At 39.5% G+C, this 20,733-nt stretch carries 20 protein-coding genes and 2 tRNA genes; 13 read left to right on the top strand and 9 right to left on the bottom strand.

Translation table 11 applies throughout. The features are described 5' to 3' along the window. Positions 1 to 135: 135 nt before the first annotated feature. The 3 genes from WNY98_RS14415 to WNY98_RS14425 are packed head-to-tail and all read left to right on the top strand — an operon-like array spanning position 136 to position 6,490. Positions 136 to 1,863 carry an autotransporter assembly complex family protein gene (locus tag WNY98_RS14415; protein ID WP_024599770.1) on the top strand — a complete coding sequence of 576 codons (1,728 nt, stop codon included), beginning with the start codon at positions 136 to 138 and terminating at the stop codon, positions 1,861 to 1,863. Further along, positions 1,863 to 5,552, top strand: a complete 3,690-nt coding sequence (locus WNY98_RS14420; protein WP_342878218.1) for a translocation/assembly module TamB domain-containing protein — start codon at positions 1,863 to 1,865, stop codon at positions 5,550 to 5,552. The genes WNY98_RS14415 and WNY98_RS14420 overlap by 1 nt, the downstream gene beginning before the upstream one ends. Before the next feature lie 32 nt (positions 5,553 to 5,584). After that, complete coding sequence (locus tag WNY98_RS14425; RefSeq protein WP_342878219.1) at positions 5,585 to 6,490, top strand: peptidylprolyl isomerase; 906 nt, start codon at positions 5,585 to 5,587, stop codon at positions 6,488 to 6,490. A 255-nt stretch (positions 6,491 to 6,745) separates the two neighbouring features. Here the strand turns inward: WNY98_RS14425 and queF are convergent, their stop codons facing one another. After that, complete coding sequence (queF, locus tag WNY98_RS14430) at positions 6,746 to 7,591, bottom strand: NADPH-dependent 7-cyano-7-deazaguanine reductase QueF (protein WP_342876056.1); 846 nt, start codon at positions 7,589 to 7,591, stop codon at positions 6,746 to 6,748. A 59-nt stretch (positions 7,592 to 7,650) separates the two neighbouring features. Here queF and syd point away from each other — a divergent pair, with 59 nt between their 5' ends. Continuing rightward, positions 7,651 to 8,190: a SecY-interacting protein gene (gene syd, locus WNY98_RS14435; protein ID WP_342878220.1), complete on the top strand. Its 540-nt coding sequence runs from the start codon at positions 7,651 to 7,653 to the stop codon at positions 8,188 to 8,190. Between the two features lie 63 nt (positions 8,191 to 8,253). Here the strand turns inward: syd and WNY98_RS14440 are convergent, their stop codons facing one another. From WNY98_RS14440 to WNY98_RS14450, 3 genes are all read right to left on the bottom strand, one after another. Beyond that, positions 8,254 to 9,027, bottom strand: a complete 774-nt coding sequence (locus tag WNY98_RS14440) for a Zn-ribbon-containing protein (RefSeq protein WP_024599765.1) — start codon at positions 9,025 to 9,027, stop codon at positions 8,254 to 8,256. Between the two features lie 13 nt (positions 9,028 to 9,040). Then, positions 9,041 to 9,307, bottom strand: coding sequence for a hypothetical protein (locus WNY98_RS14445; RefSeq protein ID WP_007378199.1), 267 nt, complete (start codon positions 9,305 to 9,307; stop codon positions 9,041 to 9,043). Positions 9,308 to 9,403: 96 nt separating this feature from the next. Next, positions 9,404 to 9,640 carry a DUF2789 domain-containing protein gene (locus tag WNY98_RS14450; protein ID WP_024599764.1) on the bottom strand — a complete coding sequence of 79 codons (237 nt, stop codon included), beginning with the start codon at positions 9,638 to 9,640 and terminating at the stop codon, positions 9,404 to 9,406. Positions 9,641 to 9,792: 152 nt separating this feature from the next. Here WNY98_RS14450 and WNY98_RS14455 point away from each other — a divergent pair, with 152 nt between their 5' ends. Continuing rightward, entirely contained in the window at positions 9,793 to 10,446 is a 654-nt protein-coding gene (locus WNY98_RS14455) for a GNAT family N-acetyltransferase (RefSeq protein ID WP_342878221.1), read from the top strand. Positions 10,447 to 11,294: 848 nt separating this feature from the next. On the opposite strand, the gene WNY98_RS14460 is transcribed toward WNY98_RS14455, so the two are convergent. After that, a complete protein-coding gene (locus WNY98_RS14460) occupies positions 11,295 to 11,594 on the bottom strand; it encodes a DUF3301 domain-containing protein (RefSeq protein WP_002963032.1) in 300 nt (99 codons plus the stop codon). Continuing rightward, complete coding sequence (locus tag WNY98_RS14465; RefSeq protein WP_342878222.1) at positions 11,595 to 12,623, bottom strand: DUF3549 family protein; 1,029 nt, start codon at positions 12,621 to 12,623, stop codon at positions 11,595 to 11,597. It abuts the gene before it with no gap. A 104-nt stretch (positions 12,624 to 12,727) separates the two neighbouring features. Between WNY98_RS14465 and WNY98_RS14470 the strand changes: the two genes are divergently transcribed. From WNY98_RS14470 to WNY98_RS14480, 3 genes are read left to right on the top strand one after another with little or no spacing between them, the layout of a single operon-like run. Beyond that, complete coding sequence (locus tag WNY98_RS14470) at positions 12,728 to 13,048, top strand: YqcC family protein (RefSeq protein ID WP_342878223.1); 321 nt, start codon at positions 12,728 to 12,730, stop codon at positions 13,046 to 13,048. Further along, positions 13,041 to 13,805 (top strand): tRNA pseudouridine(65) synthase TruC, encoded by a 765-nt coding sequence (truC, locus tag WNY98_RS14475; protein ID WP_024599760.1) that lies wholly within the window; start codon positions 13,041 to 13,043, stop codon positions 13,803 to 13,805. Before WNY98_RS14470 ends, truC begins: the two co-directional genes overlap by 8 nt. Further along, positions 13,805 to 14,254, top strand: coding sequence for a flavodoxin (locus WNY98_RS14480; RefSeq protein ID WP_076924407.1), 450 nt, complete (start codon positions 13,805 to 13,807; stop codon positions 14,252 to 14,254). The genes truC and WNY98_RS14480 overlap by 1 nt, the downstream gene beginning before the upstream one ends. Before the next feature lie 68 nt (positions 14,255 to 14,322). On the opposite strand, the gene WNY98_RS14485 is transcribed toward WNY98_RS14480, so the two are convergent. After that, entirely contained in the window at positions 14,323 to 15,903 is a 1,581-nt protein-coding gene (locus WNY98_RS14485) for a LysM peptidoglycan-binding domain-containing protein (protein WP_170071925.1), read from the bottom strand. 155 nt (positions 15,904 to 16,058) lie between these two features. After that, positions 16,059 to 16,832, bottom strand: a complete 774-nt coding sequence (gene gloB / locus WNY98_RS14490) for a hydroxyacylglutathione hydrolase (protein ID WP_342878224.1) — start codon at positions 16,830 to 16,832, stop codon at positions 16,059 to 16,061. Between the two features lie 53 nt (positions 16,833 to 16,885). On the opposite strand from gloB, the gene WNY98_RS14495 reads away from it, so the two are divergent. Further along, positions 16,886 to 17,671: a class I SAM-dependent methyltransferase gene (locus WNY98_RS14495; RefSeq protein WP_024599756.1), complete on the top strand. Its 786-nt coding sequence runs from the start codon at positions 16,886 to 16,888 to the stop codon at positions 17,669 to 17,671. A gap of 154 nt (positions 17,672 to 17,825) precedes the next feature. Here WNY98_RS14495 and rnhA read toward each other — a convergent pair whose 3' ends face one another. Then, positions 17,826 to 18,290, bottom strand: coding sequence for a ribonuclease HI (gene rnhA, locus WNY98_RS14500; protein ID WP_007378210.1), 465 nt, complete (start codon positions 18,288 to 18,290; stop codon positions 17,826 to 17,828). A gap of 68 nt (positions 18,291 to 18,358) precedes the next feature. Here rnhA and dnaQ point away from each other — a divergent pair, with 68 nt between their 5' ends. The 4 genes from dnaQ (at position 18,359) to WNY98_RS14520 (ending at position 20,730) form a co-directional block, all read left to right on the top strand. After that, complete coding sequence (dnaQ, locus tag WNY98_RS14505) at positions 18,359 to 19,072, top strand: DNA polymerase III subunit epsilon (protein ID WP_076924405.1); 714 nt, start codon at positions 18,359 to 18,361, stop codon at positions 19,070 to 19,072. A 9-nt stretch (positions 19,073 to 19,081) separates the two neighbouring features. Continuing rightward, positions 19,082 to 20,452, top strand: a complete 1,371-nt coding sequence (locus WNY98_RS14510; RefSeq protein ID WP_170071928.1) for a TIGR03503 family protein — start codon at positions 19,082 to 19,084, stop codon at positions 20,450 to 20,452. Positions 20,453 to 20,549: 97 nt separating this feature from the next. Next, positions 20,550 to 20,626, top strand: a tRNA-Asp gene (locus WNY98_RS14515). Between the two features lie 27 nt (positions 20,627 to 20,653). After that, positions 20,654 to 20,730: transfer RNA gene (locus WNY98_RS14520), tRNA-Asp, on the top strand. The last annotated feature ends 3 nt before the right edge of the window (positions 20,731 to 20,733 follow it).

The raw sequence follows: 20,733 nt of genomic DNA on the forward strand, positions 1-20,733 counted from the left end.
ATATCAACCTTTATACAATACATAATTTATCACCTTAGATTGTCATTAAGTTAATGTGTTGCTCATTATGGCTATGCTAATATGCCCTTAATTCGTTAACTGTGTATTTAAGATATTAAAAGTAAGGATATTTACTTGTTTATTAAGTTTTTACGTTGCATGTGTGTTGTGATCGCTTTAATTGCGACAAATAGCTATGCGGCAGAAAAAGTCATAGAAGATTACGAAATTAAAGGGTTAAATGGTGATTTAGAAAGTAACGTAGCCCTTTACCTCAAGCAATTAATTGGTGAGAAGCCAACCCGTACACTTCGCCGCTATGCTCAAAAGCAAGTACAAAATAGTATCAAAGCACTTGGTTACTACAGCCCAACCGTTGAAGTTGAGTTTGATAAAGACGACAGTGAATTAATCGTTAAAGTTGAGCGAGGGCCTGCAACTCGTATAGAAGCAATTAACATTACTTTAAATGGGGATGGCCAAAGCGATACCCAATTACAGGCATTAATTAACAACATCAGCTTAAAACAAGGCGATGTTCTAAATCATGGTAAATACGACTCAACCCATAAAAAAATAGAATCAATGCTATTAGAACTTGGTTATTTTGATGCTAAGTGGCCAGCACGTAAATTAGAAGTGTCGGTTAAAAAAAATAGTGCTGTTATTACTTTTGTTATTGATACCGGAGTCAGGTATCAGTTTGGCAATATACAAATTGCCACTAATACACCCGCTGAAAAATACATACGCTCTATAGCGCCTTTCTCGCAGGGCCAACCTTATAAATCAACACATATTGCTGATTATAATTTAGATCTATCAAGCACCCCTTATTTCGCAAGTGTGCGTGTTTATGCTGATATTGCAGCACGTCAAAATAGCCAAGTTCCTATTAAAGTAGATGTACTCCCTAAGCCCGCTAATAGCTATGAAGTTGGTGGCGGCTATAGCACTGACTTAGGACCCAAAGTGCGTTTTAAATGGAGTAAACCGTGGATCACAGAAGACGGCCATTACCTCGAAACTAATCTAAACGTGGCACAAAAACAGCAAGATATTTCCATGGCCTATACAATTCCAGTTGATGATCCTAATGATGATTTATGGCGTTTCTCTGTTGGCTACAAGTTAGAAGATGAACTAACAAACGACACTTACAGTGAAATACTCACGGGGCAAGTTCAGCGACAATGGTTGACCGAAAATAAGTGGGTGCGTACTGCATTTTTACGCCGTGACCAAGAAACTTATCGCATTGGTGATGAGCCTGAAGAAAGCACCGAAATGTTAATGCCCGGCATTAGCTACGCGCGCAAAAAATCAAAAGGCGGCACGACTCCTTATTGGGGAGAGCAGTGGCTTATATCTGCTGAGTTTGGTTTAGATGATGTACTTTCGAGTACTAATTTGATTAGGGTGCAAATGCAACATGCATGGTTACGTACTTATTTAGATAAGCATTTAGTGTTTTTAAAAGCAAATGTAGGTGCAATGCTAGTTGATGATATTGAAAACGTACCTTACTCACTGCGTTTTTACGCAGGTGGCGATCAAAGTGTTCGTGGTTTTGCGTACCAATCAATATCGCCAGAAAATGATGATGGTGACCTCATCGGTGGTAAATACTTACTAACCAGTACAATAGAGTACAACTATCAGTTTGCTCAAAACTGGCGCGCGGCTTTATTTGTTGACGGTGGTACTGCGACGAATGATTTTTCTGATGACTTTGAAGTAGGCGCTGGTTTTGGTTTTCGTTATTTAACACCCGTTGGCCCTGTGCGTATAGATCACGCTTGGGGATTAACAAAAGAAAGTAAAAGCACACGTTTAAGTATTACCATAGGGCCAGAAATTTAATGTCAGTATTAAAAAAGATAACAGCCGCCGTAAGTGCTATTTTTGTCACGTTAGTTGTTGCACTATTTTGTTTGTTATTTACCGCACCCGGTAATCAATTTATTGCCTATAGTGCAAACAAAGCCGTAGATGGCCTACATATTGAAATCAAAGATGGCCGTTTTATTTATAATGATGCCTTTAATGTACGCTTTACTAGCAATGGCTTGGATTTTAATGCTCAACAATTGAAAATTGATTTGTTTTGGTGGCAATGCGATGGGATTTGTATAGATAACTTAAGTGCTAAATCTATAGATTTAACGTTACCAAAAACTGCAGAATCACAAGAAGAAGCCCCGACAGAGCCGCTTGAAAAAATCAGCTTACCTTTTAATATTGCTGTAAAAAATATTGCGATAAACAAATTTACTCTAGAGCATCCAAGCGCAAACGTAAGTGTGGATAACTTTAAACTCTCAGCAAAAGCAGAGGGCTCTAAGCTCACGGTTAAAAGCCTGAATATCCCTACCATACTGGTTGCTTTAAAAGAGCAAGAACAAGACGCGAAAACACAAACTGCGCAAAATGCTCAAGCGCCTTTAACGCATTTACCTGCTTTGCCTAATATAGAATTTACTTCGCCACTTGATTTAGTCGTTGAGGACTTTGAAATAGCTGAAGTTACGATAGAACAAGGCGAAGCCCAGCATATTATTGAAAATATAGCGCTGCGGTTAAATGTAGAAGATGCGGCTGTTAATTTAGAGTCATTCTCAGCAAAGTATGAACAGTGGCAGCTCAATACACATCTTAACGCTGAGCTTGCAGGAAACTTACCTTTAAAAGGGAGTGTTGTTTTACAAAGTGATGAACACCAAGCTAACTTGGAGCTAGGTGGCGACTTATCAAACCTAAACTTAAATTTAGAAACACAGGGGCAATATCCACTTAATTTAACGGCAACAGCAAATTTAAAGCAAAAAAACTACCCGTTTGAGTTAAATGGCAAAATTAAGCAGTGGCTTATTGATGCACAAAGTAATGAGCTTAAAGTACGAAATGTTAACCTTAACGCACAAGGTAATACTGACGACTATCAGCTTAGCCTGCAGGCGAATAGCCAACTAGGCGCTTACCCAGCTGTTGACTTAAAGACCCAATTAAAAGGCAGTCTCACCAAAGCAACATTACAAGCGCTAAGCATAAAAGCGAACGAAAGCAGTGCAACTATAAAAGCCAATGTTGATTGGCAAAAAGGAATACAGGCTAGCTTTAACGGCACGCTTGCTAACTTAAAAGCGCAGTACTTAACTGACGCTGTCACTAGTGATATTTCGGGGCAGTTTAAAGGCTCGTATAATGCCGCAGCTGATGCGTGGCAGCTACAAATGGATAATACAAAGTTAAGCGGATTACTTAACGATGTACCACTAGAATTTGCTTCAAACTTTAAGCTCGACAATACGTTAAAAGCGAACATTGATAGCTTTTATTTAAGTAGCGGCACCAATAAGTTAGTACTAAGCGGACAAGTTGATGATACTTGGCAGGTTGATGGCAAAGTAACGCTAAAAAGTGATGAAAAAGCTAATATTCCATTTACTGCTGATGGCAACGCAAATTTAAAAGTGAGAGGTGAGCGATTAACGCCCTCTGTTGATTTAGCGTTAATACTAGATCGCTTTATTTTTGATGAAATAAACATTAATAAATTATCAGTAAAAGGGCAGTTAGATACCGCTGCCGATTGGCAAACGGATATATCGGTAAGTGTTGGTTCGGCGCTTGTGGCCGACCAAAAAATTAATAGCGTTAAAATTGATGCCAGCGGCGATAAAACTGATCACCAACTTACGGCATCAGTAGATGCCGAGCAAGGCAGTGTAGAGCTGGAAGTTAATGGCAAAATTAATAATACCACTTGGAATGGCGAGCTTAGCAATATAACACTTAGTGATAAAAAGCTAAGCTTTAGTAACACTAAAAATATTGCCATTATGGTTAATACTCAAACCAGCGACTTTAATGTAAGCGCGCATTGTTGGGCATCTGAGCAAAGTGAATTATGTATAGACACGCTAGCTCAAACAAAAGAACTTGGTCAGTTAAATGCAAAATTAAGTAACTTAGCACTTGAAGAGCTCAAGCACTTTTTGCCTGATAATATTCGGGCTCGCGGTAATGTTGCTGGCGATGTCGCACTTAATTGGCATGGCGGTGCACTTAAAACATTACGTGCAAATATCGATTCTAGCGATTTAACTGCGGTTTTAATCTCTGATGAAGATCGTTTCAAATTACCTATCGAAACGTTAAGTATCAGTGCATTTTCGGATTCTCAAATTGGCAAGCTTGAAGCTAACTTAGAATCAAGTGTACTTGGTAAAATAAATACACAAATTAATATCGACGATATACAAAATACTCAAGCGCTTAATGGCACCATTAATATAGATAAAATACTCCTTTCAGACTTACAACCATTTCTTGAAACTCTCGAGCAATTAAAAGGTGATATTAGTGGGAAAGTCGCGTTAGCAGGTACGTTAAAAGATCCTTTATTAAATGGCGAGCTTAACGTTAGCGATATTAGTTTAGAGGGCGAGCAACTACCTATAGCGCTGCAAAAATCAAACATAAACGTATTGTTTGATAAAACAACAGCCACAATAAAAGGCAACTTAAACGACAATCAGGGCGGTAAAATAAACCTAACAGGTGATGTTGATTGGCAAGGTGCGCAGCCTGCTGTAAATGTTGCGGTAGTTGGCGAGCAGTTTTATGTTCGCGCGCAGCAGGGAGTTACTTTTAAAGTATCGCCAGACTTAAAAATAGGTTTGGCTAATAATGCACTCAAGCTTGTTGGTGAGGTAGTTGTGCCTTACGGTCGCATAATGATTGAAGAGCTCCCTGAGGGGGCGGTGCAAGTTAGCGATGATGAAATTATTGTTGATCAAAAAACTGAAGCTACCGAAAAAGTCCCGTTTGATTACGACATAGATTTAAAAGTGATTGTTAAAAACGATGTAAAAGTAGAATCGTTTGGCTTGGAATCAAAAGTTGCGGGTGATTTAGCGATAAAAATGAGTCAAGGTGCGCCCATTATTGCAACTGGTGAGCTTAACTTAATTGAAGGTACTTACTTAGCCTTTGGGCAAGATTTAATAATCAGCACCGGGCAAGTCGGTTTTAGCGGTTCAATTGAACAACCATTTTTAAATATTAAAGCAATACGTAACCCCGATACGACTGCAAATGGTGTCATTGCAGGGGTTACGCTCACGGGTAATGTTGAACAACCAACGCTTAAAATATTTTCTGAGCCTGCGATGGATCAAGCTCAAGCACTCGCATATTTACTTAATGGCCAACCTTTAGGCGATGGAGAAAGTTCGTCAAGCGATGCTATGCTCACACAGTTATTACTTTCTCAAGGGGTTAGCCGCAGCGAAGGGGTTGTTTCTAAGGTGGGTGAAACCTTTGGGTTATCAGATGTAAGTTTAAGCTCATCTGGTAGTGGCGATAGCACCAAAGTAGAAATATCAGGTTACGTAGCACCCAGCTTACAAGTTAAATATAGCGTGGGTGTATTTGATTCGCTCAGTGAGGTGGCTGTGCGATATCAGTTACTTTCACAGTTATACATAGAAATAACGAGCGGCCTATACCAAAATGTTGATGTGCTATATAAGTTTGACTGGGAATAACCAAAACTATAATAATTATAAGGATATGAGTGATGAAAAAAATTATATTGCCAGCTCTGCTTAGTGTTTTATTAAGCGGTTGTGCTCAACAATTTGGCAATGATGTTGTTAATCAAGAGCTACCTTTATTGAGCGCGAGTGAAGTAATTGCTAGTGCAACAGACAATGACTGGCGAGTAGTGAGCGCTCAAAATATTTTAAAGATAACGCTGCCAACGGGCGATGCGTACATTGAGCTCAATGAACAGCTTGCTCCAAAGCACGTTCAAAACATTAAAAAGTTAGCACGAGAAGGGTTTTATAAAAATACCAGCGTTTATCGGTTTGTTGAAGGTTTTGTAGCGCAAGGTGGCGACAGATCGGGTAAAAAATTAATTAAAACAGCGGATAAAACAGTTCCTGCTGAGTTTTATTTAACAACAAACAAGCCACTTTTAATTACTGAGCTAAATGGCGACGGATATGCACCAGTTACTGGCTTTTTAAACGGCTTTGCAGTGGCTCAAAACTCAGCACATACGCAAATATGGCAAGTGCATTGTAGTGGCGTGTTTGCAATGGCGCGCGATAACTATATAAATAGTGCGAGCACGGAGTTTTTTGTAACGATAGGGCAAGGCCCGCGCTACCTTGATAAAAACATTACGGTGTTTGGTCGAGTGCTCGAAGGTATAGAACATTTTAACCGTTTAGCGCGTACACCAACTGAAGGAAAAGCATTTAACCCAATTACCAATATACAAGTCCTTGGCGATGTCCAAAGCGATAAAAGTATATTTAAAGTGATGAAAACAAACTCAGCTGTGTTTAAAAACTTAATCAGTGCTCGTAAAAACCGTGTTGAACCTTGGTTTGTTAAAGCACATAACTACGTTGATGTGTGTGGTATGCCCATACCTACTAAGCGCGAAGTTATACCAATCCGCAATAATACTTAATCATTTTGCGGGGCTAAACATGTCGTTACCTGCGCTAAAAAATTCTCATTTACGACTGCATGGGTGCAGAAGGTAGAGCAATGCAGGAGCAAGTGCCGAGAACAACTAAATAGCGAATTTTTTGCCTAGCTATCAACACGTTTTCCCAGCCTCAAAATAGCTCACTTAATTAAGCGAATTGGTATTAATTAAATATACAAATAGAAAAGGAGCCTAGGCTCCTTTTTTAATACTAATATTCCAGTTTAAAATAACCTACTGACGATTAATTTTAACGGCAAATGGCGTATCGTTATAGTGCGTAGAGCGATACGGGTTTATATCAAGCCCGCCGCGACGAGTATAACGCGCGTAAACCTCTAACTCTTTAATATTAAGTTGTGTTGTTAAATCGCTATAAATACGCTCAACACACTGCTCATGAAATTCGTTATGCGTTCTAAACGAAATTAAATAACGCAGTAACGACTCGCGGCATATTTGCTCGCCTGTGTATCGTATAATCACACTTGCCCAGTCAGGCTGGGAGGTAATTAAACAGTTTGACTTGAGTAAATGACTGTAGAGCGTTTCAGTAACTACTTCATCATTTTTTGCTTTAAGTGAATTAGCATCAATATCGTAATTATTAATTTCAATATCTAAATCATCAATACATTCACCTGGCAGCGCCGTACAGGGTAAGCAATTGTAATCATCAGGATTATATAAAGTCACTTTGACAGAGCTGTTAACCGCGTTTGATAAATCATCAATTAAATGCTGTTTTACTACATCAATGCTTTCAAATCGGGTTTGGTTAAAGCTATTCAAATAAAGTTTAAACGACTTTGACTCAATAATATGGCTGCTCTGGCACTCAAAGGTAAATAAGGCCACGGCAACTTGGGGTTTACCTTTAATGTTTAACCATGAAAGCTCGTAACCTGTCCAAATGTCTTGGCCTTTAAATGGCAGCTCAGCTTCGTCAATATTTAAAGCATCACGATTTAATTTGCGCGCAATAGGGAAAAGCAAGCTTGGCGTGTACACATCTACATACTCAGTAGATTGGCCTAATACGCTACCTTTAAGGTCTGGAGAATTGCTGTAATCTGTCATGTTTGCTCTTAAATAGTTACAATGGGAACATTATATCTAATTTAAATGAGTTTCACAGTATGTCTGTTGCATTGCTTATAGAACAACTTCATCAAAAATTTAGCGAAAATACCCTTAAAAACACTGCAAAGTACCCACTTATTACACACGACGATCAATGGCCAAGCCCATGTGAAGTTGGTGAGGTTGACGAGCAAGGTAACATTCAATGGCAGGGCGCGCGTCAGCAACCTGCAGCTTCGCTTAATGATTTAGCCAGTGCACTTGAGCTTGAGTTTCCAAAAGAGCTTAGCGAGCTATATGGGAATATGTACGGTGGAAGCATTTCAGCAAGTATTGATGGGCATCAGGTTGAATTACTACAAGCATGGAACGAAGAAGACTTTAATTTGTTACAGCAAAATATAACGGGTCACGTTTTAATGAAACGCAAGCTCAAGCAGCCAGAAACAGTATTTATTGGTTTAACAGATCAAGATGATTTACTAGTGAGTGTTTTGGTGCACACTGGAGAAGTATGTTTAGAGCACGTAGGCAAAAAAACACACCATGTACTTGCACCTAACATTAATGCTTTTTTAAAGGCATTAGAGGTTTAAAACGTGTTTAATAAATCAGCTTAGTGTCATCACTAAGCTGATTTTAAGCACTCATTAAAGTGGTTATTGAAAATCCCACGATATATTAGACACTAAGCCACATGGCTCACACCTAAAGTCGAATAACCCAAACCACGATTCAGGTAATTTCCAGTCGCCATTACAACTAGGGCATTTTCGTTCAAGTTCAGACGCTTTATCTACGCCGCCTACACGGTATAAATAATAATAGGTTGGCTTTTTAGTTAAAAAACTAATTCGCTTTGTTATGTCTTTTCCGCGTCTATATAAGTCGCTTTTAATACTCGATATTTCTTCAAGTGCCGGAAATTCACAACGGGTTGCGCCGTTAATTTGAATTTGATCGCAGGCTTGCCAATCTTCTTGCCATTTTATAAGTGTTTTGTAATCACCATTAGCAATTGCCGGAATACGAAATAGCGGCACGGGCAAAAAGTCATCACCACAATAAAGCGGGCTACACGTATGCACATAGGTTGTGTATAAAATATAACTAGATGGTTCTTTACAGCAATCAGCGCCGTTGGAATGAATATCTTGTCCAATCACTTTCACTTTTGGCGCAAGTAGCCCTGCACTATGTAACTTTTCGATACTGTGCTTAACAAACGGGCTGTTATTTAACGGGTGCATTGCATCTTCGGTCGGGCACATAACGCGGGTAATAAAAAATCCATCTTTTAAAACGGTTGGAAATTCTTCACCCATTATTTGACCATTAAAACGCAGTGCATTGACTAAGCGATTTATTGCCTGTTCGGCTTGTTCTAAGGTGGTGTCTTGGTAGCAATCAAAAGTTAAATCAACAACGAACATTTATAGTCTCAAATTATTTTTGTTCTAGCAGTGCAAGAAGTTTATCGAGTTTTTGCTCAATTCTATCTAATTGACTTGTTTTAAGCTCAGTATTATCTGACTGCTGTGGGTTTCTCATGAAGTTATTAATTGAATCAGGATTGTTTTTATATTGGCTTACTGCTGCAATAATCATCGGCATAGGAACCGGTTGCGCCAAACGGCTTTTAGTTAGTGCTACAGTAGGGGTTTTGCCTTCATCAAGAAGGGCTTTAATTGCATCAAATACAACTGAATTCATTAGATATATAACTCTTTAATAAAATAAATACGCAGCATATAAATGCTGCGCAGATGCTATGTTAGCAATAAATAAGGGAGGGTACATTAAATAAAGTTACTTACTTTGACGAATGCGTACATCTAACTCGTCAATTACTTCACACCAATCACCGTCTTGTGCAAGCGATTCAGCTAAAAAGTGCTGTTGTGCTTCATCCCAAAAAGAAGCTTCTTGGAGTAGCGTTGTGTCTTCTAATTCATGTGAGGCAATAAATGCATCTATTTGTTCATCAGAATTAGGTAATCCAAGTTGTGCAAATAGTGTATTGATGTCGTGTTTAGTCGTATCCATGATATTGCTCCTTTAAATGAATGAAAACTTATTCTAAGGACTAACTCTACTCCTAGCTAGTTAAACTCTCGCTGAATTTACGGTTAATAATTTTAGGTATATAGTTAGGTATAAAGTTAAACAGTCTATAGCTAAATAATAAAGGAAATACAATGAGTGTAACCACACCAGCTGATACGTTCAGCGTACAGTATTTAGCCGCAGAAGATATTAGCACTGCAGCGAGCTTAATTTATCAGGCTTACCATGACGATCCTGTATTACTAAACATGCTTAGCTACAATGACGAAAATAAATCAGTTTACGAAAAAAAATTACGCTCATTAATTCGCGAAGAGCTCAGTAGTTTTTGGCAAGAAAAGCAGCCATTAATTGGTTTATACCGCAACGATAAATTAAGAGCAGTAGCGTGTGTATTTGAATCTAATAGCCAATTACAAGCGCAGCGTTATTGGCACTGGCGTTTAAAATTAATGCTGAGTGCGGGCTACTTACAAACAAATCAATTAATAGATAAAGAACAAACAATTAGAGATGCCCTTAAAGAGAAAGGCAATTACTACTTTTTAGCTTTTATTGCCGTAGATCCGCATTTTCATGGGCAAGGGTTTGGTCGTTACTTACTACGAGGGCTTGATGATTTAGTTAAATGTAACACTGAGTCAACGGGGATGGCTGTATTTGTAACGCGCAAAGAACACATTGAATTTTTTAAAACCGAAAAATTTGAAGCATTTAAACACCTTACTTTTAACCAAGTAGAGGGCGAGTTACTATTTAAATCAATAATTGAGCCAACTATTTAAAATTATAATGTAAGCCAATGCGCCCAAACGGACATAAGGCCGTGAGATATATCTTACATTGTCGTGAGCATTCTCAGTTAAAGGCTATTAATAAGTAGCCTTTTTTCATTCAAGCTATTGTTATTTAAAGTCTATTTTTATTTTTCATTTTTGTGACGTTTATTTATTTAATGTTAAGTCCTATTTCTCCCCCCTGATTGCTTTAAACTTCTCTTTGTCAAGACGACATAGCTCAATGATTGAGTAACTGCCAAGGATACGGAATAGGCAACATAGCAGACGCTAGCAGGAAGCATAAAGGACAAGCTAAAACGGATACAAGGAAGAATAAGGAAGTGCATGAAGCACTTAGTAGCTAGGAGTTACTTTAGGATAATCACGGATGGCGCTACAGGAAGTAGCAGGAGCGTTAGTTTACGCAGGACGGCCAAGATGGCAAGTGGACATTGCAGGATGCAAAAAGTGGCAGGAGCTACTTAAAAGGATTACCAGGATGATGCTACGGGATGTAGCTAAACGATAGGTTTCGTGGGTTTGCCAAGATGGCTATGGATATTGCAGGATGCAATAAGTGGCAGGAGCTACTTAAAAGGATTACCAAGGATGATGCTACGGTATGTAGCCAAACGATAGATTTCGTGGGTTTGCCAAGGTGGCTATGGATATTGCAGGATGCAATGTGAGGGTAAACAAGGTTGTTTACTCGTTCAGGGGATGATAATACGGATTTAAGATAATGGATATCTAGCAGGATGCAGTCCAATTGGGGCGTAACTTTAGTTACGCCTTAGTTTTTTGTGCTGAATTAAGTTTATTAAATCAAAACAAATTCCTTTAAGGTATAAGCTTTATATTTTATGCGGCGGAACAACCACACTTTTCAAAAACTCATTTTCCATAATTAACACACCTTGATAAGCATTTTCACCATCGCTTGAAAACTCAAATATAAATTCGCTTTTGATGCCTGGCTTGCCGTTCTTTAAAAAACCAAAGCGGCGTTTTGTGCATGCAACACTCATCAACTGCACTTGCAGTTGCTCACTTTGACGTTTAGCATGAACGTTCGCCGCTTCAGCAACCTTTCGGTTAAGCCAAAATAAGTAAATTACACTACCAATAAGTATGAACGTCCATAAACTTGCCATTTAAGAGAATAACCTTCCAATTGCACGCGCGAGGGTTTCGCTACGATTTTCTTTACGTAATAAGCCTAATAAATGCGGGCGAATAGTCGGTATTGCAACTAAGTCAGCAAAAATACTTGGAAACAATTCTTCAATTTTTTGATGATGTGCGCAATTATCCATAAATACATGTAAGCGTTCAGGGTTCTCTAATTGCTTAAAACACCGTCCAGCTATTGTTAATAATACATCAGAGTCTTGTCCCACCGGTGAGCTTAATACATTATCAACCAATTGAGCGCATAGCCCTTGAGCTTGACCTTTTGATGCAGATCTTAGTGCTGCGGTTATAGCCACTGTGTCGTTGTTACTAATTGCGGCCTGCGTGTAATTAACAAGTAACACACTCATTGATGTTGGTATTTCAACGTGTTCAAGCATGGCACTGAGTGGTTGCAGTACTTCAATGGGTAAATGCGCCCATGCTTTTTGAAGATTACTTAAGTTTGTATCGCTGTCTAAGCGTAGTGCAAAATCGGCAATACCCTGCAGTGCAACACTTTGCCAATTATCAAAACCAATTTTACCGCTAAAGTATAATTGTGCATGCTCGTAATACTGCGACGCAGGCTGTTTTAATAGTACTTTTACTTGGGCATTAAATGCCGCTAATTTATTTGCGTTTGGCGTAAAAACATAAGGGTTATTATCAAGCTTTCCATCAGCTTGCTCACCTGTAATTTCAGTGCCTAGGGCTTGAATAATCATATCAGCAAAATGATCGCGACTAGCACTTACAAGTATACTTTGCTCGTCTAGTGGAAACTTTAAAAACCATACATAAGGTTCTTTACTGGCTTTAGTATCCCAAAATTGAATAGCTAGCCAAGCATGACCAGCAAGAGGATAAGGGTAAGGCACTTGAGCTTGTTCAATAGCTAAAAATTGTTTTTTATCAAGCTTAGTAATATGCCTGCCAATATCAAAAGCACGCCACTGAGTACCCGCACCATCTAAAAGCTGACCTAATGTAGCTATTTGATCACTCATTGTTTTCTCAACTGTTTTTACTGCAAAATTACATCAATTATACGCCATAGCCGCCTATGAGGGAACAGGGTATAATTGCATTACATATATAAAAGAGGGTGGTTATGTACCAGCAAACCCAAACTTATTTAGTGCAGTTAACGGCACTTTTAAAAAAGCATCAGCTTTGGCAAAGTGAGCCAATAGACGCTGATGCACTGCTTTCAAATACTCCTTTTTGTCACGATACAATGGCATTTGAGCAGTGGTTACAATTTGTATTTATTGATAAAATACAACAATTAATAACGCACAAACAACCACTGCCACGTAACTTTGCTATTGCGCCTATGGCGCAAATGACACTTGTGAATAAAGCAGGGAGTGATGAAATAATTGAATTACTAACAGCCCTTGATACCTTTTTAGGAGAACCAAATGAGTGAGCGTCCAGCGCCTATTGAATATGGCGAGCTGACTATTTTGTATCAAGATGAAAATTATGTGGCTATAAATAAGCCTTCAGGTTTATTAGTGCATCGCTCGTTTTTAGATAAACACGAAACCCAGTTTGCTATGCAAATGTTGCGTGACCAGCTAGGGCAACATGTATTTCCAGTACATAGGCTCGATAGACCTACGTCGGGCGTATTGCTGTTTGCACTGAGCTCTGAAGCAGCTCGCGATATGAACCAGCTATTTATTGAAGGTACCATTGCTAAGCGCTATTTGGCCTTAGTGCGTGGTTTTGCGCCAGAATCGGTATTTTTAGATAAACCACTTAAAGAAGAACTTGATAAAATAGCCGATAAGTTTGCAGATCAAGATAAAGCACCGCAAGAAGCGCAAACCCAGTTTAATTGTCTGCACCAAGCTGCACTGCCTATTCCTATTGGTAAGTACCCAACAGTGCGTTACTCGTTAGTTGAGTGTTTTCCAAAAACAGGGCGCAAGCATCAAATTCGCAGACACTTAAAGCACTTATCACTGCCTATTATTGGTGATGTAAATCACGGTGATAATCAGCATAATCAATTTTTTAGAGAGCATTTTGAACTAAGACGCTTAATGTTATTTGCAACAGAGCTTAGTTTTTTGCACCCTTATAGTAATGAATCAATAACAATTAAAGCGCCACTAGGTGAAGACATGCTTGAAATATGTAAGCAGCTAGGTTGGCCAAAGCAAGAAAAGGATTATTAATGGCACATATTAGTATTTTTGTAGGCAGCGTTAATGGCGGTGCAGAGCGTTTAAGCGATGAAGTTGCAGCCACAATTGAGCAAGCGGGTCATACTGCAACGCTAATTACTGAAGCATCACTTGATGATATAAAAAATGCATCGCATATTTTAATTGTTACCTCCACAACAGGCCAAGGTGATGTACCGAGTAATTTGGCAGGATTGTACTTTGCAATGAATAGCACTTTCCCAATGCTTACCGATAAACCGTTTGGTGTAATTGCAATGGGTGACAGATGTTACGGCGATACATTTTGTGGCGCAGGACGTAGCTTTGACGAGTTACTACGCGATTTACAAGCAAAGCCTGTGGGCAACCGCCTAGAAATAGATGCATGTGAAGATTTTGAACCATGGCCGGTAGCCGAGCCTTGGTTAAAAGCATGGCTGGAGAAACTACCTGCTTAATCCTTAACGTTAAAGTATTAAAAAAGGAGCGCATGCGCTCCTTTTTACTTTTAATATAGTTTTATAAATTAGCTACTTCTGACATCTACTTTAAGTTTTAGCTTTTGGCCAGGTTGTAAGTATTTTTGACCGGCTAAGTTATTCCACTTAATAATTTCGTTAACGCTGAGATTAAATTTAGACGCAATACGTGCCAGTGAATCACCACGGCGTACTTTGTATGTAATAGTACGGTTGGTGCTTGCCGTTGCTTGTGGTTTATTAGCTGACTTATACACAGTTAGTTTTTGATTTAGGCGCAATACAGAGTTTTTCTTTAGCTTATTCCATTTAGCTAACTCATCCATAGTTACGTCATATTCGCGGCTAATGTCCCATAATGTGTCGCCACTTTTAACTGTGTGCGAAAGCTTTGTGCGAGTTGCTTTATTAGCAGCTAAACGCATCTGCTTTGGTAAATGTTCGCTATTTATAGCGCCATCAGTAAGGGGGACTAATAACTCTTGGCCTACTTTAATCGTATTTGATTTGAGTTTATTAAGCGATCGGATTGCACTTGAGCTTGTTGTAAACTTTTTGGCAATTACCGATAAGCTGTCGCCTCGAGCCACAATATAACGCTGCCAGCGTAATCTGTTTTTAACATCAGTGTTTGCTAGTTTTTGACTAAATTCCTCTGCTTTATCAACAGGCAATAATAAAGAATGAGGGCCATTAGGATCAGTTGCCCAGCGATTAAAACCAGGGTTTAATCTGTATAGCTCAGTAAGCGTCATATCAGCCATATCAGCAGCAAGCGCTAAATCTATTTGCGAGCCAACATCAACCACTTCAACCACTTGTGCATTAATTACTGGTTGCCACGTAACGTTAAAATCATCTGAGCGTTTTAATAAATCGGCAAGTGCTAATAACTTTGGTACGTAAGCTGTTGTTTCACTTGGTAAGTCAAGAGACCAAAAATCGGTAGGTAAATGCTTTTTACGATTTTTTTTAATCGCGCGCATCAAACGCCCTTCACCTGAATTGTAAGCTGCAATTGCATTTAGCCAATCGCCTTCAAGGGTTTTGTGTAAATACGATAAGTAGTCAAGTGCTGCGCGAGTCGATTGCACGATGTCGCGACGACCGTCGTACCACCAGTTTTGTTTTAAATCGAATCGCTCACCAGTTGCAGGCATAAACTGCCAAATGCCCGACGCACTGCGATTAGAGTATCCAAATGGGTCAAATGCGCTTTCTACAATAGGAAGTAGTGCAATTTCGATTGGCATTTCGCGCTTTTCTACTTCCTCAACAATAAAGTGTAAGTAAGGTTCTGCACGTTTAGAAATACGATCTAAATAGGCTTGGTGGCGAGCGTAATAATTACGTTCAGTAACAACAGGGCGGTTTTGCGGTATTTCGATAGAAAGTTGGTAGCGAATTCGCTCCCATACATCATCAAATACGGGAGCTTCTTGCTCATCAGGGTCAACTTGCTGATATTGTGCGTTTACCATCAATGCATTGTTAATGTCGTTAGGACTTGCGCCTTCGAGTTGTTGGTTTGCTTGCGTGGCGACTTGAGAGTCTGAGTCTAGAGTTGCCACAGTTTGACAACCACTTAGCGCTAACGCCAAGGCTACTAATAGGGGAGATTTATTCATAAATACCAATACATCGGGTAAAAAACTCGGCGAATACTACCTGTTATGAGTTAACATTGCCACTTAATGACTTTTTAAAACGCAGAAATAGAATCATCACTATATCTTAAGTTAATGATTCTAATAAAATAAATATTAAAGTATTAGTTTGTGCATTAAAAATTGTCTTTGAACTGTCTCAGACTAGCAAAGTTTCCCCAAGGTTCATTGTTTTTTGTAACCGAGATGAATTTTTCTGGCACTAACTCTGTAATGGTTGGCAAATCGCTACGCATAAATGGATTTACTTTTAGCTCCTGTCCAATAGAAGTTGGTAGGGAAATTTGGTTATTACTGCGTAATTCATCTACTTTTTTACTGTACGCAAGGAGTTCTGGGTTGCGAGGTTCAACCGCTTTGGCAAAGGCAAGATTAGCTTGCGTGTATTCGTGTGTGCAATACACACTACAGCTTGCAGGCAGCTCTCTTAGTTTATTAAACGATTCCCACATTTGCTTTGGTGTGCCTTCAAATAATCGCCCACATCCACCGCTAAACAATGTATCGCCTGTAAAAGCAAGTTCATCATTTGTATAGCAAATATGATCAAGTGTATGCCCAGGCGTCGCTAAAATATTAAAGTTAATATTAAGTACGCTAATGCTTTGAGCATCAGTAAGTGAGTGAGTAATGCCTTTAAATGGACTATTCGCGGGGCCATAAACCGATATATTTGGATAGGCGTCAACTAATGCAGCTACGCCATCAGTGTGGTCGTAGTGATGATGCGTAATTAAAATCCCACCAAGCGTAAGTTCGTGCTCAGCTAGATACGCTAATACGGGCTGTGCTTGGCCAGGATCGACTACCCATGCTTGGTTACTGTTATCGGTAGTTAAACACCAAATGTAATTATCAGAAAAGGCTTTAATTGCTTTGACTTGCACCATGGTAAATTGCTCTATAAAGTGACACTTATCGCATAGTATAACGAGCTCAAAAAATGAAACCAGCCCTTAGTTTTCAAGAAGGACCCAAACCACTGTCGTGGCAGCAGTTTCCTCATGGGGATTATTTGCGTGCAGATATTGAACGTAAGATGGAGCAGTGGCTGCCGCGTATGTTTGGCTATCATATGCTTAAGCTAGGTAATTTAAGTGGCGAATTAAACACAAGTATAAGTACGATTAAACACCAAGTGTGTGTTGCAGAGCCTGGGCCTTACACCGGGGTAGTCGCTGACATAGACGAATTACCATTTTACGAGCACAGTATTGATGCCTGCATACTAAGCCATTGCTTAGAGTATCATTCAGACCCACATCACATTTTACGAGAAGCACATCGCACGCTTATCCCGGGTGGTTATATAGTAGTGACTGGCTTTAATCCATTTAGTTTATGCGGACTTGCACAAATGCTGCCTTTTAGTGGTCAAAAATTACCATGGACAGGGCGCTTTTTTACACCCGCACGGGTTAAAGATTGGCTAAACTTACTTGGTTTTGAAATTGTAAGTGATGAACGTTTTATTTATTCATCACTGGCAAGAGGTAATAGGCTATCAAGGTTTGAGTTTTGGCGTACTTTTGCAAAACAGTATTTAAAACCAATGGGCAGTGTTTATATGCTGGTGGCACGAAAAAGAGTTGCGCCACTTACGCCAATAAAACCTAAGTGGCATGCAAGGCCGCAGTTTGCACCAGTAAAAGGGGCAGGGCTTAGACAAACGTCAAAGCAGCATTACAAAACGTGCGACCAAGAAAATAATACCAATTGCATTAAATAAGTGATCTATTATAGCGCTAAGAAGATAGCACATTAACAAGGCGAAAATTGTGACATATAGTTGTTCTATATGAATCATTTTTAACGCAGTTAGTGAGTTATTTAATGCGATAGTATGAACTTGTTTTTAATAAAATTGGTGTAACAACAGCTAATTAAGGCTGGTAGCCTACATCTTCTAGTAAATCTTTGCTGCCAGCTGCATCGCGCGCCAAATCGTCAACTATTTCGTTGTACTTATGGCCGCTATGCCCTTTAACCCATTTCCAGGTTACATTGTGCTCGCTACAGGCTTTATCTAGGCGTTTCCATAAATCGACGTTTTTAACCGGCTTTTTAGCTGATGTTAACCAGCCACGTTTTTTCCAGTTAGTGATCCACGATTCAATACCTTGCTTAACATATTGGCTATCGGTTGTTAGATTTACTTCGCATTCTCGAGTGAGTGATTCTAGGGCTACAATAGCCGCGAGCATTTCCATTCGGTTATTTGTTGTGAGTTTATAACCTTGGCTCATTTCTTTTTCGTGGCCGTTATAAATCATAAAAATACCATAACCGCCGGGGCCAGGATTACCTAAACATGAGCCATCGGTGTAAATCTCTACGGTTTTTTGCACTGTTTTACCTTGATCTTATGTACAATAAAGTGATTATAGAAAGATACCAGAATCAGGCTAAATTCGATATGGCACGTAGACAAATAGTTTTAGATACAGAAACCACCGGCATAGACCCTAAACAAGGGCACCGTATTATAGAAATTGGGTGTGTGGAGTTAGTAAATCGCCGTTTAACAGGCAATAACTTTCACGTTTATATAAATCCACAACGGCCAAGTGAAGAAGAAGCGATAGACGTTCACGGTATCACTAACGAATTTTTACGTGATAAACCGTTGTTTCATCAAATTGCCCAAGAGTTTTTCGACTATATTGAAGGGGCTGAGTTAGTTATTCATAACGCGCCGTTCGATATTGGCCACATGGATAACGAATTTGCGTTGCTTAATCAGGGTTATCCTAAAACAGATACTTTTTGTCAAGTTCTCGACACGCTTAAAATGGCGCGTGACTTGCATCCAGGTCAAAAGAACAACCTTGATGCATTATGTCGTCGTTACGATGTAGATAACGGTAAACGAACGCTTCACGGCGCGCTACTGGATTCTGAGATTTTAGCCGATGTTTACCTTGCCATGACGGGCGGTCAAACAAAGTTGAATTTGAATCAAAACAAAGATGACGGCAGCGAGCAACAGAAGGGCGGTATAAAGCGTTTAAATAGTGATAGAGCCCCATTAGTTGTTCTGCGAGCAAGTGACGCTGAGCAAAGCGCACACGAGGCACGATTAGATCTTGTAAATAAAGAAGGCGGCCAATGTATCTGGCGCGCTGAATAAGGCGATTTAATGAAAACGATGTATTTTGTAACAGCGTTATGTGCAGCTACTTTATTTACTGGCAATGCATATGGCGTAAAACAAGTAGAAGTGCTCAAGCGCGATGGGCATCAAAATGAGATCCCTTTACTTGATAATCGTTTTCGCATAGATAGCAAAATAGATGAAATAACACTGCTTTTTTTTAGAAAATCAGGTGCACCTGCTGTTATTTTAGTGAGGCCCGATGGCAGTAAGTACTTTGCTGCTGACTCTGTTAAAAACCCTAACTTAGATTGGTTTGACGAACTCAGCTACGATTTAGTAACCATAAAAAAACCTATGGCAGGTCCTTGGCAAGTCATAGGCAGTATTTTGCCCGACAGCCGAATAGTCGTATTAGGCGAGATATCTCTTGAGGCAGAGCCTCTTCCTTCAATGTTGTTTAGAGGGGAGACAATAAAAATCACTGGCAAAATACTAAATGACGGTGAGCCAATTAATACAAACCTATTTAGAGATGTTGTGAGCCTTAATGTCGACTTTGTAAGTACTAACAATGAAAACTTTGCTAACTTTGGCGCAGGCATTCAAGAAGTCGCTGAATTTAAAGACGATGGACGTGGATTTGATGAGCGCCCTAAAGATGGTGTATTTACGGGCGAGTTTACTTTAGATTTCCCTGCGGGTGAATGGACTCCAGAACTTTACGTGGCAACACCACTGCTGCAGCGACGCATCGTGCAAAATACAATAGAAGTGCACGAGCCGCCTTTTGTAACCGAAGTCGCGTTAGCAGAGCAAGATACAGACGAGCATCTGTTAACTATAAATATAGACCCAAGTATTGTTAAGCCAGAAACAGTCATCATCCAGGGAAAAATCTACTATCCCAATAACGAAGAGCAAATGTTTACCATAGATGCTGCTGCTAAAGATTCACGACAACTTAGTGTTAAAAATTATGATTGGGGTAGATATAGCGTTGAGCTGTCAGTTTTTGGGACTAATATTAATGGCCGCGAATTTATGGCAACGCTACCAACGTACAAATTTGAGATAGAACGACCTATAGAAGCGGTGCCCGAAATTGATCCTGCAACGATTATTACCCCAGATGAAATGATTGAGAATGAACCCGTTGAAGAAAAAATGGCCACATCTACAATTATTAGTTTAATTGTAGGCTGCAATACGCTTATTTTATTACTCGGTTGGTTGTTAATTCGTATATTTGTTCAGAAAAAACCGATTAAATTTAAAGTGAAGCTGCCTTTTTTAAAGAAAAAGAAAACAAGTGAAGGTGATGTTGCCGACACAGAAAAAAATCAAGTCGGTAAAAATGGCTCAAAAAATGACAGATCAGGTGAAATTTTAAACCTTTCGATGACAGATGACTAAAAAACCTATAAAAAAACAAAAAAGCCCTTGACGAAATAGGGGTTGGTTCGTATTATTCACGCCGCTGTCAGGGAGACCTAAACAGCAACGAAAATATGGAGTGGTAGTTCAGTTGGTTAGAATACCGGCCTGTCACGCCGGGGGTCGCGGGTTCGAGTCCCGTCCACTCCGCCATTTTCGTAAAATTTGTAAGTAAAAGCTGGAGTGGTAGTTCAGTTGGTTAGAATACCGGCCTGTCACGCCGGGGGTCGCGGGTTCGAGTCCCGTCCACTCCGCCAACA

Origin of the sequence: Pseudoalteromonas sp. AS71 (genome assembly GCF_038900275.1) — a bacterium.
GTDB lineage: Bacteria > Pseudomonadota > Gammaproteobacteria > Enterobacterales > Alteromonadaceae > Pseudoalteromonas.